At 65.8% G+C, this 12,680-nt stretch carries 10 protein-coding genes; 8 read left to right on the top strand and 2 right to left on the bottom strand.

The window, feature by feature from the left end; genetic code table 11:
• Window positions 1-33: 33 nt before the first annotated feature.
• From DND132_RS06085 to DND132_RS06050, 8 genes are all read left to right on the top strand, one after another.
• A complete protein-coding gene (locus DND132_RS06085; protein ID WP_014321833.1) occupies window positions 34-1,176 on the top strand; it encodes a glycosyltransferase in 1,143 nt (380 codons plus the stop codon).
• On the top strand, window positions 1,173-2,417 hold the full coding sequence (locus tag DND132_RS06080) for a glycosyltransferase family 4 protein (protein WP_014321832.1): 1,245 nt from the start codon (window positions 1,173-1,175) through the stop codon (window positions 2,415-2,417). The genes DND132_RS06085 and DND132_RS06080 overlap by 4 nt, the downstream gene beginning before the upstream one ends.
• Window positions 2,410-3,432, top strand: a complete 1,023-nt coding sequence (locus tag DND132_RS06075) for a glycosyltransferase family protein (RefSeq protein WP_014321831.1) — start codon at window positions 2,410-2,412, stop codon at window positions 3,430-3,432. Before DND132_RS06080 ends, DND132_RS06075 begins: the two co-directional genes overlap by 8 nt.
• An 11-nt stretch (window positions 3,433-3,443) precedes the next feature.
• Window positions 3,444-4,631: a glycosyltransferase family 4 protein gene (locus DND132_RS06070; protein ID WP_014321830.1), complete on the top strand. Its 1,188-nt coding sequence runs from the start codon at window positions 3,444-3,446 to the stop codon at window positions 4,629-4,631.
• Window positions 4,628-6,085 carry a lipopolysaccharide biosynthesis protein gene (locus DND132_RS06065; protein WP_014321829.1) on the top strand — a complete coding sequence of 486 codons (1,458 nt, stop codon included), beginning with the start codon at window positions 4,628-4,630 and terminating at the stop codon, window positions 6,083-6,085. Before DND132_RS06070 ends, DND132_RS06065 begins: the two co-directional genes overlap by 4 nt.
• Before the next feature lie 142 nt (window positions 6,086-6,227).
• Entirely contained in the window at window positions 6,228-7,139 is a 912-nt protein-coding gene (locus tag DND132_RS17555; protein ID WP_014321828.1) for a glycosyltransferase family 2 protein, read from the top strand.
• Window positions 7,140-7,258: 119 nt separating this feature from the next.
• Entirely contained in the window at window positions 7,259-9,232 is a 1,974-nt protein-coding gene (locus tag DND132_RS06055) for a DUF4091 domain-containing protein (protein WP_014321827.1), read from the top strand.
• Window positions 9,233-9,290: 58 nt separating this feature from the next.
• The gene (locus DND132_RS06050; protein WP_041915715.1) at window positions 9,291-10,403 is read left to right on the top strand and encodes a glycosyltransferase; all 1,113 of its coding nucleotides are present in this window, start codon (window positions 9,291-9,293) and stop codon (window positions 10,401-10,403) included.
• Window positions 10,404-10,441: 38 nt separating this feature from the next.
• Here the strand turns inward: DND132_RS06050 and DND132_RS06045 are convergent, their stop codons facing one another.
• A complete protein-coding gene (locus DND132_RS06045; protein WP_014321825.1) occupies window positions 10,442-11,596 on the bottom strand; it encodes a glycosyltransferase family 2 protein in 1,155 nt (384 codons plus the stop codon).
• 33 nt (window positions 11,597-11,629) lie between these two features.
• The gene (galE, locus tag DND132_RS06040) at window positions 11,630-12,655 is read right to left on the bottom strand and encodes a UDP-glucose 4-epimerase GalE (RefSeq protein ID WP_014321824.1); all 1,026 of its coding nucleotides are present in this window, start codon (window positions 12,653-12,655) and stop codon (window positions 11,630-11,632) included.
• Window positions 12,656-12,680 lie beyond the last annotated feature (25 nt).

Below are 12,680 nucleotides of genomic sequence, written 5' to 3'. Positions count from 1 at the left end.
GCGGATGTCGCCGGGGAGCGGGGAGGAATTGTCGTGAAGTCGCCGCTGTTCATCCTTGACCAGTGGGCCAGCCCGAACCTCCAGGCCGGGACCAGCAAGAACTGGCTGTACGCCGGATTGGCGAAGTCCTTCGACGTGGCCATGGTCAACGCGGACACCCCCTTCGTGAAGAAGCGGATCGGTTGCGCCTGCCTGGCCAAGGCGCTCCTGGCCCGGCCCATGGACCTGCGCCGGGAGTACCACCGCCAGCTGGAGTGGGCCGCCAAGACCCCGTCGGCGTTCGGCGCCAGGACCCGGCGTTTCCAGAAGGCCCTGGACCGCACCGCCGGGATCGGCGCGACCTTCCAGGTGGGCTGCCTCTTCGGCCCGGTCAAGGCGCCGGGCATGGTCCATTTCTCCTACCACGACCAGAACGTGGCCATGGTCGAGCGGGTCTGGCCCGACTGGATGCCCAGGCATTTCCCCCGGATCAGGGAGCGGTTCTACGAACTCGAAAGGGCCTCCATGCAGGCCAAGGATTTGGTCTTCACCTACAGCGAGTGCACCCGCCGGTCCATGATCGATGACTACGGCCTGCCGCCGGAACGGGTCATGGTGGCCCCCACCGCGTGCAAGATTCCCTACCCGGACGCGGACCGGGTCCTGGCCGACCGCAAGGAAAAGCTGCTCTTCGCGGCCACGGAGTTCCACCGCAAGGGCGGGGATCTGGTCTTCGAGGCCTTCACCGAGCTTCGCCGCCGCCGGCCCGGACTTGAACTGGTGCTGGTGGGCGTGGCTGCGGACAAACCCCTGCCGGAGGGGGCGCGCCACCTGGGCCTGGTGCCCTTCGGGACGCTCATGGAGGAGTACCTCTCCGCCTCGCTCATCCTCCATCCCGCCCGGCACGACGCCTACCCCAACGTCCTCAAGGAGGCCCAGGCCTGCGGGCTGCCCGCCGTGGTCTCGGACTCCATGGGCATCCCCGAGATCGTCACCCACGGCGAGACCGGCATCGTCATGAAGCGAAACGACGTGCCCACGCTCGTCGAGTCGGTGGAGGGGTTGCTGGACGCCCCGGACAGGCTGCGCGCCATGCGCGGGCGGTGCCTGGTGGACAGGGACCGCTTCAACCCGGAATCCTGCGTGCGGCGCATCGCGGACGCCATGCGCGAAGTCATGGAGAGGGCGGGCGCATGAGCAGGGGAAGCGTGCTGTTCGCCACGGCCCGTCCGCCGTATCCGCTGGATACCGGGGCCAAGATCCGGACGTGGAACATCCTTTCCGGGTTCGTGGACCGCTATGACGTGGACGTGCTGCATTTCATCGACCCCGCGGTGGAGGCCGGTTGGCGCAAAGCGGCGGCAGCCCTGGGCGTGCGGGAGATTTTCGGCATGGAGAATCCCGATCTCAACCGGCCCGCCGCGCCGTCGGACCTGCTGGCCGCCCTGATCAGGGGGCTGCCGGTCTCGACCGTCAAGTACGCGAAGGCGGACTTCGCGGCCCGGTTCCGGGAACTCGCCCCGAACTACGACCTGGTGCACGTGGACACCATCCACCTGGCGGGCGGCCTGGGCGGCCTGGGCAACGGGGGCGGCGCGCCCTTCACGACCCTGAACGCCCACAACGTGGAGTACCAGATCGCGGAACGCATGCGCGACCTGGAGCGTTCCCTGCCGCGTCGCCTGGCCCTGGGACTGCACGCCCGGAACATGCGCCGTTTCGAGACGCGGGCCTTCCGCGAGGCGGGCATGGTCCTGGCCGTGTCCGGCGAGGACGGCGGCCAGATAGACGCCCTGGCCGGACAGGGCAAGGGCGTCCTGGTGGAAAACGGCGTGGACGTGAATTTCTACACCCCGGCCGACGATCCCGCCGATGCCCCCGGACGGGCGGACAATCTGGTCTTCGTCGGGTCCATGGACTGGCTGCCGAACATCGACGGCATGAAGTGGTTCGTCCGCGACATCCTGCCCGCCATCCGGGCCGCCCGGCCCGGAGCCCGCATCACCATCGTGGGGCGCAGCCCCCACCCGGACGTTCAGGCGTTGCACGACCCGGCGGCCGGGGTGGTCGTCACCGGCACGGTGGACGACGTGCGCCCCTTTGTCCGCGAGGCCTCGGTGGTGGTCGTGCCCCTGCGCTTCGGCGGCGGGACCCGGCTCAAGATCCTGGAGGCCTTCGCCATGGGCAAGGCCGTGCTCTCCACCGCGCTCGGCTGCGAGGGCATCCTCTGCGAGGACGGCCGCCACCTGCGCATCGAGGACGAGGCCGCACCCTTTGCCCGGCGCTGCCTGGAACTGATGGACGACGAGGACGCCCGGCGTCGTCTGGGCGCGGAAGGGCGCGAACTGGCCCTGTCCCGCTACTCCTGGGACGCGGTGGTCGGGCGGATGCACGAGGCCGTGGACCGGGAAATCACGAAGAAGGAATCCCATGCCTGACGACAAGTCCGTTTTCAAGGTTGGGTTCGGTCCGCGCACCGACGCCAATTCCTTTACGCAATCCGGGGTCAAGGTGGCCGGGGAACTCCTCCGCGCGGGCGGGGTCGAGTGCGGCTATTTCCGGTGGGAACCCTTCGACCTCGATGAGCTGATGGGCTTCGACGTCCTGATCTTCATCAAATACATCCCCGAGCTGGATGTGCTGAAGGCGCTGAAGCGGGCGGGCAAGATCATGCTCCTGGATTACCAGGACACCTTCCTCTACCCGTCGGTCTACGAGGAGAACCGGCTGCGCCGGTACGCGAAAAAACTGTATTACCTGTCCACCGAGCGAAGGGCCGCGAAACGGTTCGCGCTGCTGGACGGCTGTCTCATCGCCACCCCGCTCTTGGGGGAGGTGGTGCGCAGGGCGGGCATGCGTCCCCTTGAGCTGCCGAGGCAGATCTACAACGACGACAATGAATTTCACTTCAAGGAGGCGACCGACGCCACGCGCGGGGTCGTCCTGTACTGGACCGGCGTCTCGCTGAACCAGCCGCAGAACAACGCCATCCTGCCCGTCCTGCGCCGCATGAAGGACAGGTTCGGCTGCAGGGTGGTCTACGACACGAACCGGACGGGCGAGCACGACTGGATCGAATACCGAACCTTCGACAACGCCACCTGGCCCAGGGAGATGCTCTTGGCCGACATCGCCTTTCGCTGGCGGGACACGTCCAACCTGCAACACCTCAAGGATCCGAACAAGGTCCTGAGCTACATGGCCGCCGGGCTGCCCGCCGTCATCCATCCCACCGCCGCCGAGAGACTCGTGGTCCGGGACGGCGAGACCGGCTTTTTCGCGAACACGGTCGACGACTTCGAGCGGATCGTCACCCGGCTCGTCCTGGAGCCGGAGCTGCGCCGGAAGGTCGGCATGGCCGCCCACGCCGAGGCCTGGGGGAAATATTCCCTGCGCAGCCACGCGGCGTGCTTGCGTGGGCACCTTATGCAATTGATGAAAGAGCGGGGCTGACGGAGAAGACCGTGCTGAAGATATTGGACATACTCCCGCCGAAGGGGTCTCTCGACGCGCCGCTCTTCCGGTCCCGGTACGAGGACATGCCCGAGGACTACGCGTTTCACGTCCTGGTCACCGGCGACACGGCCCACGACGGCGCGGAGTTCGGCCGGGCCAGGCTGCACGTCCAGCCACCGGCCCAACCGTGGACCCGCTGGCGGATGATTCGTCGGGCCGTGGCCCTGGCCGTCCGGGCCGTCCGGCTGGCCCGGCGGGAGAAGGTCGATGTGATCGTCTGCTACGATCCGCTGACCCTGGGGCTCATCGGGGTCCTGGCCAAGCTGTTTTCCGGCGCCCGGCTGGTGGTCGAGGTCAACGGACACCTGCGTGACGCCAAGGACGCGCAGCTGGCCGGGCGCAAGGTCGGCTGGCTCAAGCGGAAGACGTACACCCTGCTGGGCACGGTCTCCCTGCTGGCCGCCGACTGCGTGAAGATCCTGAACCGGGACCAGTTCGAGGAATGGCGGTTTCTGCTCGAGCGCAAGCCGGTCTTCATGTTTCACAACTACATGCCCATCCGCCACTTCGTCCCCTCCGAGGACGAGGAGCCCTTCATCTGCTGCCTGGGTTTTCCGTTCTATCGCAAGGGCGTGGACGTCCTTCTCGAAGCCTTCAGGCTGATCCGGCCGGAGTTTCCCGAGTATCGCCTCATTGTCAGGGGGCACTGCCACGAGCCGGAGTTCAGCCGCTGGAAGGCCCTGGCCGCCGGGATCGACAATGTGGAGTTCCTCAAGCCCATCGACTACGACCGGGTAGGGGACTTTCTCGGGCGCTGCGCCGTGCTCGTGAATCCCGCCCGCTCCGAGGGCATGGGCCGCGTCTTCATCGACGCCATGGCCTGCGGCAAGCCGTGCATAGGGACCAGGGTGGGCGGCATCCCCAATGTGGTCGTCGATGGTGAGACGGGCTTTCTCGTGGCCCCGGAGGACCCGCAGGACCTGGCGGCCAGAATCCGCGTGCTGCTCGCCGACGCGGGCCTTCGCAGACGCATGGGCGGGGCGGGCAGGCGCAGGGCGGAGACGGTCCTCTCCGAGGAACGTTACGTACGCTGCTTCCAGGCCATGATGGAACGCGTAACCCAGGACGGAAAGGGGCGCGTCGGCCTCATTTTCAATGGTTTTGAGGAACAAATCCGGGAGCCTGAGGCTAAATGAAACAGCTGTCCGTAAAAAAGAGTCTTGCCTGGATGGGCGGCACGAGCCTCCTCGGCCAGATCATCACCTGGAGCGTGACCATCCTGGTGGCCCGCCTGCTGACCCCGGAGGACTACGGCCTGGTCGCCCTGGCCGGGCTGTTCACCGTGTTCGCCAACTCCATCTGCCTGATGGGCATCAGCGCGGCCGTGGTTCAGGCGGACGAGGTTACGGAATATCAGATCCGCGCACTCTACGGGCTCTCCTTCCTGGCGGGCCTGATCATGTACTGCATAGGGCTGGCCGCCGCGCCGGTCATGGCCTGGATATTCAGCGAACCGCGCCTGGTCGCCCTGATCATCTTCCAGAACCTGATCTTTCTGGTGGGCGCCCCCAAGTCGCTCCTGTGGAGCCTGCTGGCCAGGGACACCCGGTTCGACATCATCGCCAAGGTGGAGACCGGGGCGCGGATCATGACCTCGTTCGCCACCCTGGGCATGGCCCTGGCCGGTTTCGGGGTCTGGGCCCTGGCCGCGCAGTGGCTGCTCATCGAGACGGCCCAATTCCTGGTTTTCGCCTATTTTCGCCGAATCCGGCCAGCCTTCCGCATCCGCTTCACGGAGATCAGTGACATCCTCTCCTTCGGCATCAAGGTCTTCCTGCGCAATGTCGTCGGCCAGCTCTACAACAGCGTGGACGTCTTCATCCTGGGCAAACTGGGCGCGGCCAGCTTTCTCGGCGGCTACACCTTTGCCAAGCGCCTGGCCAACATCCCCTTCGAAAAGATCGTGACCATCATCAACCGGGTGCTCTACCCCTACATCTCCAAGGACAAGGACAATCCCGAGTCCATGCGGGAGTGGACGCTCAAGGTGGCCGAGTTCCAGGCCATGCTCCTGCTGCCCTTCTTCGTCATGCTGTTTTTCTGCGCCGACGAGGCCGTGTTCGTCCTGCTCGGCACGGGGTGGGGCGCGGCGGTCCTGCCGTTGAAGATATTTTGCGCGGCCAACGTGTTCAAGCTGGCCGAGAACTATGCGTCCATCGCCCTGATGGCCCTGGGCAAGGTCACGGAACAGGTCCACTACGTGCTGATCCAGCTGGTGGCCATCGGCGGCACGCTGCTCGGCCTGGCCCTGTGGAAGGGCGTCAACGCCTCGCTGCTCGTCTGGGTGACGGTCTACCCGCTCCTGAGCATCCTGTACTGCGGATTCCTGCTCCATTCCATCGGACTGGACATAGGCACGCTGGCCAGCCGGGTACGGAGCATCCTGCTGGCCAACGTCCTCATGGGGTGCGCGCTCTATGGCGCGGGCATGGCCCTGCACGCCCCCCTCTGGCAGATGCTGGCCATGAAGATCGGCATCGGCGGCCTGGCTTACGTGGCCACCCTGTACCTGTTCGGCCGGGACAAGCTGGTCATGGCCCTCGACATGCTGCCCCGGCGATGGCGCCGGTCCAAGGCGCAGGGGTCCTGACGGGCCGCGTTGGAAGAGGATGCCGCGCGCATCGCGAAGCCGGATGCGGGCCGCCTCCCGGAGCCTTTGCCCTCTTCGGCGCAGGGCTGGTTGCGGGGTGATCGGATCAAGGAAAATCGAGTTTCACCTGTAGGAGCCGGGTATGTCCAAGATTTCAGTTATCATGCCGTGTTATAATTGCGAAGCGTTCGTGGGCCCCGCCATCGAATCCGTGCTGGGCCAGGACTACCCCGATTTCGAATTGATCTTCATTGACGATGGTTCGACGGATGGATCGTCCGCCGTTGCCGAAAAATATGCCGACGACGAGCGGTTCAAGGCGATCTGGAAGAGCAACGGCGGCGTGAGCAGCGCGCGCAACCTCGGCTTGGATGCGTGTACGGGCGATTACGTCACGTTCATTGATGCCGACGATCAGCAGTTGCCGGGGAATCTGCGCCGGAAGGTCGAGTTGCTCGACGGCAACCCGGAGGTCGTCGGCGTGTTCGGCCGTTTCCAGATGCATGATTCAGCGGATTCCGAACGCCAGCCCGTGGACAACATGTTCCCCGCGCCGGACGTCGATGTGGACGGGTTTATGGAATTCCTGTTGCGCTACGGAATGTATTATGGACTGCATTCGGTCGCGTACAGGATGAGCGTCGTGAACGGGTTGCGCTTCGATACGGAGCTTAAACTCGGAGAGGATTTCAAGTTCATCCTGGAGATGGCCTCCAGAGGCCCCCATCTCTCCCATGACGAGTATTGCGCCCTTATCCGCCGGGGCCACAACTCGATCACGCGGCGCCGGGCCCGTTTCACCTATTCCAGCGAACGACGGCTGGTCACCGATTTCTATCGCGAGCACCCGCTCCGCAACATGTCGTTGCGTGACGCGCTCTCCTGGCAGCACGTCCGTTTTTCCAAGCGGTATCAGGGGAATCTTTTTTTCAAGACATGGAAACACGCCCTGCTGGCATTGGTGTTGAATCCCATGAATGTTTATGCCTACAAACACTTGATAGGGCAGTTGGTGTTGCAGCGTTCCACTTACGCCGTGAAGCAGGCGGAGTGACGGCGTGCCGAATCGGATGAATCGGGGAAGACCGTTCAGGGAACGTTTGATGTCCCGGCATCGCCCATCATGCCGGGATTGCGGTTATTCCCCCAAGGCCGGGAATGAGGTGAGGTAGCATGAAGAGAGTGTATTGCGCGATTCTGGTGGTTCTGAGCATCGTTGCGTGGGGCGTCAACGCCCGCGCCGGGTCCATCACGGCCGTTTGGGTCAACAACGGCGAGGACAAGGTGGTCAAGGATGAACTGCGGGCCACCAATGGCCGGGACGTCCGGAACAGCGTGTGGGACGGCAAGGTCGTTCACCTGTTCGCGGCCCGCGACGAGGTCATCGACTTCAACGCCGTGATCGAGAGCGCCGGCGGGGAGGCCGGGGACGTCCGCGTGTCCATGAGCGACCTGGTGTCCGACAACGGTGGGCGGATCTCCTCGCGCAAGGCCGAGGGCGACGGGGTGTTCGACTACCGCGGCAGAAACATCGAACTGTTTTTCGTCCGCTACCTCAAGATCACCGGGCTTTCGCAGTTGGCCTACACGCCCACCTACGACGAGCGGCACGTGCCCGAGAAGCTGCAACTGCCGTACAGCCTGCCCAAGGGCAAGTCCAAAGGCCGGTTCGCGGACCGCCCCAACGCGAACAAGTTCTACCCCGATATCGCCGAGCCCCTGGAGGCCGTGGGGGCCTTTTCCATACCCAAGGGCGAGAATCAGGCCGTGTGGGTGGACATCTACGTCCCGCGCGACGCCGAGCCCGGCGTGTACAAGGGCGGGCTGAGGATCGAGGAGAGGGGCGGCAATCCCGTCGAACTGCCCGTCGAGCTGGAGGTGCTGCCCCTGGACCTGCCCGACACGTACAACGCCAGGACCATGGTCTGGATCAATTGCGAGGACGTCTACGAGCGGTTCACCGGAATCCGGTGGCGGGACGCGGGCGTCGTGACCCCCGAAAAGCGGGAGATCATGGACACGGCCTGGTACCGCTATTTCCAGATGGCCAAGCGGCACAGGATTCACCTGATAACCGACGGGATGGAGCTGTTCTACAAGGAACAGTTCTCCCGGCTGGACAAGGTCTACGACGGGAAATTGTTCACTGCGGAGCACGCCTACGAGGGGCCCGGCTACGGCATGCCGTCCGACGTCTACTCCGTGGGCACCTACGGCGGGTGGGGGACCCTGAAGCGCAAATGGGACCGCTACAGCAAGGATTCCATGTGGAAAAACACCGACAAGGTGGTCAAGTTCTTCAAGAAGAACTATCCCGACGTGGAGTGCTTCCTCTACCTGAAGGACGAGCCCCACGGGGAGAAGGCCTACGCCGAAGTGGAGAAGTGGGCCCGCTGGGTCAAGGAGAACCCCGGTCCGGGCCGGGAACTCCAGACCCTGTGCACCGTGTCGCTGCCCCGGAAACAGCGGTACATGCCGTCGGTGGACATCGCCTTCGAGCTCTGGGGGCAGACGGACGTCTACGAAAAGGCCCTGGCCAAGCTCAAGGCCGAAAACGGCAAGGTCATGTCCTACAACGGCTGGCGACCCTCGGCGGGGACGTTCATGATAGAGGACGACGGCGTGGCCCTGCGCGTGAACGGCTGGATTCAGTTCAAGCACAACATCGACCGGTGGTTCTACTGGGCGGGGACCAACTACAGCAACCCCAGTTTCACCAAGTTCCGGGTCAACGTCTTCAAGGAGGCGTGCACCTTCGGACGCAGGAAGAGCGAACCCCATCCCAAGTACGGCGCATGGGGCAACGGATACGGCAACGGGGACGGTCTGCTGTTCTATCCGGGCACGGATACGGTCTACCCGGAGGAGAGCTGCAACCTGCTCGGCCCCATCGCCAGCCTGCGCCTGAAGCTGTGGCGTCGCGGATTGCAGGACTACGAGTATCTGCGGATGGCGCGTGCGGTCGATCCCGAGGCCGTGGACGCCCTGGTCAGGAAGATGGTGCCCAAGAGCCTGTGGGAACTGGGCGTCACGGACAAGAGCGACCCGACCTACGTGCACGGCGGCATCAGCTGGTCCGTGAACCCGGACGACTGGGAGCGCGCACGCCGCGAGCTGGCGGATATCGCCATGGGTGGGAAAAAGTGAGCCTCGTGCCAGGGGTCGCATGCGGGAAGACAAACGGGCAGGGAGAACTGAAGCGGCCATGAAGAAACTCCGCGTCATGCACGTCATCATCGGCAACGGGTTCGGCGGGCTCGAAAACGTCATGCTGGACCTGGTCAGGAAGGGCGACAGGGAGCGGTTCGAATACTTCATCCTGTGCCTGAGCACGCCCGACGTCATCCGGGACAAGCTGGAGGCGTCCGGGGCCACCGTCCTGGACCTCGGTTACGGCGAGGGGTTCCATCCGGGGCTGCCCCTGGCCATCCGCAAGGTGGTCGACGGGCACGGCATCGACGTCGTGCACAGCCACGACTACAAGCCGTTCTTCTACGCCACCCTCGGCTGCCTGGGGAAACGCCGGGTGGCCAGGGTCTATACCGAGCACTCCAGCATCCTGTCCATGGGGGCGAAGCATCGGCGGATCGGCCGGATGTTGGCCCGGTTCAACGACGCCATGGTCATGGTCAGCTACCACCTGCAGCGCTATTGGGCCGACCGGGTCGGCCTGCCCGCCGAGCAGTCCCTGGTCATCCACAACGGCATCGACGTCGGCCTGTTCGACCACCCGGAGGACCGGGAGTCCCTGAAGCGGGAGTTCGGGCTGGAGGGCAAACTGGTCATCGGGACCGCCCTGCGCCTCAACGAGCAGAAGGGGCTGCAATACCTGGTGGCCGCCGCCCCGGCCGTCAAGGAACGGTTCCCGGAGGCGCGCTTCCTGGTCATCGGCGAGGGGCCGCTGCGGGACGACCTCACGGCCCGGGCCCGGGCCCTGGGGGTGGACGACGTGTTCCTGTTCCCCGGCTACCGCAGCGACGTCTCGCGAATCCTCCCGGCCTTCGACGTCTACGTGCTCCCGTCCCTGTGGGAGGGGCTGCCCCTGGGCATGATCGAGGCCATGCTGGCGAAGCTGCCCATTGTCGCCACCACGGTGGGCGGCGTGCCCGAGGTCCTGGTGGACGACGACACGGCCCTGCTGGTCCCCCCGGCGGACAGCGGGGCCCTGGCCGAGGCCCTCAGCCGCCTGGCCGGTTCGGCCGATCTTCGGCGGACCATGGGGGAAAGGGGGCGCGACCACGCCCTGGCGGAGTACTCGCTGCAAAAGATGGTCGATACCTACGAAACCCTGTACCTGGACATTCTGGCCGCCAAGTAGCGGCGCCGGGCATCGGGCCGTGGCGGGGTAACGGTCGGTCAGCCTTCCCGGTCGCCGGGATGGTTGGACGACGCCGCGCTCCAGACCTGATCGTCGTTGCGCAGGAAGCGGACCCAGGCCCGGATCACGGCCAGGTTGAGGAGCAGCAGGGCGGACAGCACCCGGCCCGGCCGCGAATTGTTCTTCGTCTTCCAGGCGTACCAGGCAGCCAGCCAGCCCACGGCCTGGAGCACCCCGAACCAGCTCAGCCACCCACCGGCCGCGAGGCTGAAGATCAGCGCCCCGCCGAAGAAGAGCGGCAGGAACAGGCGCAGGATCTTGTGCGAGACGAACCGGAACCAGAGCGGATTCTTCCACGGCAGGAAGAGTTCCGGGGCCAGGCGCAGGAGTTGCAGGTTGCCGTACAGGGTACGCACCTTGCGGGCGCTCTCGCCCGCGTCCGAGACCGGCTTGGCGTCCACGGCCACGGCGCGCGTGTCGTAGAGGACGCGGTACCCCTTGAGGGCCGCGCGCATGGGGATGAGCACGTCGTCCAGGACCGTGCCCTCGGGCAGGGGGGCGAAGCAGACCTTGCGCAGGGCGTATATGGCCCCGGTCACGCCGATGACAGAGCCCCCGGCGGATTCGGCGGCGCGCAGCCGGACTTCGAGACTCCAGTAGGACGCGCCCACGCCCGAGGCCGCGCCCGAGCCGTGCTCGGGGCGGATTTCCAGGCGGCCCGAGACCGCGCCCACCGTTGGATCGTGAAAATGGGACAGGAGCAGGCGGGCCACGTCCGGGGCGAAGGTCTGGCGGGCGTCGCCCATGAGCAGCAGGTCGTGGGAGGCGGCGGCCACGCCCGCGTTGAGGGCGGCGGCCTTGCCCATGGGCCGGTCCTGGCGGATCAGCCGGACGCGCGGGTCGCCGTAGCCGAGGACCGCCTCGTCCGTGCCGTCCACGGACCCGTCCGAGACCACGATGACCTCCAACCGTTCGGCCGGGTAGTCCATGGCCAGGAGGTTGGCGATGCGCGTCTGGATGCGCGGTCCCTCGTCGCGGGCGCAGATGACGACCGACACCGGAGCGTCCGTGTCGGTCGGGTCGGCCGCGTCCACGGGCCGGGGCCTGAACCGGGCCACGGCCGTCTGGAGCAGCGGGTACCCGGCGATGGTGTACGCCAGGAGCAGCAGGGACAGGACGGCCAGGACGGTCATGGTGCGCCTCGTATTCGCTGTCGGTTCGCGGGCCTAGTCTTCCGCGTATCCCTTGGGGTTTTCGGACTGCCAGTGCCAGGTGTCGCGGACCATGTCCTCGATGGTGTGGGTGGCCTCCCAGCCCAGCTCGCGCCGGGCCTTGTCCGTGGCGGCGTAGTTGGCGGCCACGTCGCCGGGGCGGCGGCCGACGATCTCGTAGGGGATGGGCACCCCGTTGACCCGCTCGAAGGCGTGGACCAGTTCGAGCACGCTGCACCCCTTGCCCGTGCCCAGGTTGTGGACCATGTAGCCGGGCTCCTCCTCAAGCTTGCGCAGGGCGGCCACGTGCCCGCGCGCCAGGTCCACCACGTGGATGAAGTCGCGCACGCCCGTGCCGTCCGGGGTGTCGTAGTCGTTGCCGAAGATGCGCAGCTTTTCGAGCCGTCCCACGGCCACCTGGGAGATGTACGGCATGAGGTTGTTGGGGATGTCCGAGGGGTCCTCGCCGATGAGCCCCGACGGGTGCGCGCCCACTGGGTTGAAGTAGCGCAGGATGGACACGTTCCAGCCTGGCTCGGCCGCGTGGAGGTCCTTGAGGATCTCCTCGATGTACAGCTTGGTCCGGCCGTAGGGGTTGTAGGCGCTGGTCGGCGTCTCCTCGGTCAGGGGCAGTTTGTCGGACAGGCCGTAGACCGTGGCCGAGGAGCTGAAGACCACGTTCCTGGCCTTGCCCTTGCCCATGACCTTGCACAGGTTGATCAGGCTGAGCAGGTTGTTCTCGTAGTACTTGAGCGGCTTGGCCACGGACTCGCCCACAGCCTTGTGCCCGGCGAAGTGGATGGCCGCGTCGATGGCCTCCTCGCGGAACAGGGCCTCGACCTCGTCCAGCCTGCAGAAGTCCATGCGATGCACCGGGATGGCCGTGCCGGTGATTTGCTCCACCCGCTCCATGGCCACGGGCGAGCTGTTGCAGAAGTTGTCCGCGCAGACCACCTCGAAGCCTGCGGCGATGAGCTCGATGCAGGTGTGGGTGCCGATGTACCCGGCACCTCCGGAGACCAATACCTTTTTGATTTTCATGGCGAAATCCTTTGTTCCGTGCCCC

It is taken from the genome of Pseudodesulfovibrio mercurii (assembly GCF_000189295.2).
GTDB classification, from domain to species: domain Bacteria; phylum Desulfobacterota; class Desulfovibrionia; order Desulfovibrionales; family Desulfovibrionaceae; genus Pseudodesulfovibrio; species Pseudodesulfovibrio mercurii.
The sequence above is the reverse complement of the archived record's forward strand: the minus strand, read 5'-3'. Positions and strand labels throughout refer to the sequence as shown.

What these genes read in the sequence shown, in the direction of transcription:
- DND132_RS06080 (WP_014321832.1), top strand. Translation starts at nt 1,173, where the DNA reads ATGAGCAGGGGAAGCGTGCTGTTCGCCACGGCCCGTCCGCCGTATCCG.
- DND132_RS06075 (WP_014321831.1), top strand. Translation starts at nt 2,410, where the DNA reads ATGCCTGACGACAAGTCCGTTTTCAAGGTTGGGTTCGGTCCGCGCACC.
- DND132_RS06065 (WP_014321829.1), top strand. Translation starts at nt 4,628, where the DNA reads ATGAAACAGCTGTCCGTAAAAAAGAGTCTTGCCTGGATGGGCGGCACG.
- DND132_RS17555 (WP_014321828.1), top strand. Translation starts at nt 6,228, where the DNA reads ATGTCCAAGATTTCAGTTATCATGCCGTGTTATAATTGCGAAGCGTTC.
- DND132_RS06055 (WP_014321827.1), top strand. Translation starts at nt 7,259, where the DNA reads ATGAAGAGAGTGTATTGCGCGATTCTGGTGGTTCTGAGCATCGTTGCG.
- DND132_RS06050 (WP_041915715.1), top strand. Translation starts at nt 9,291, where the DNA reads ATGAAGAAACTCCGCGTCATGCACGTCATCATCGGCAACGGGTTCGGC.
- DND132_RS06045 (WP_014321825.1), bottom strand. Translation starts at nt 11,596, where the DNA reads ATGACCGTCCTGGCCGTCCTGTCCCTGCTGCTCCTGGCGTACACCATC.
- galE (WP_014321824.1), bottom strand. Translation starts at nt 12,655, where the DNA reads ATGAAAATCAAAAAGGTATTGGTCTCCGGAGGTGCCGGGTACATCGGC.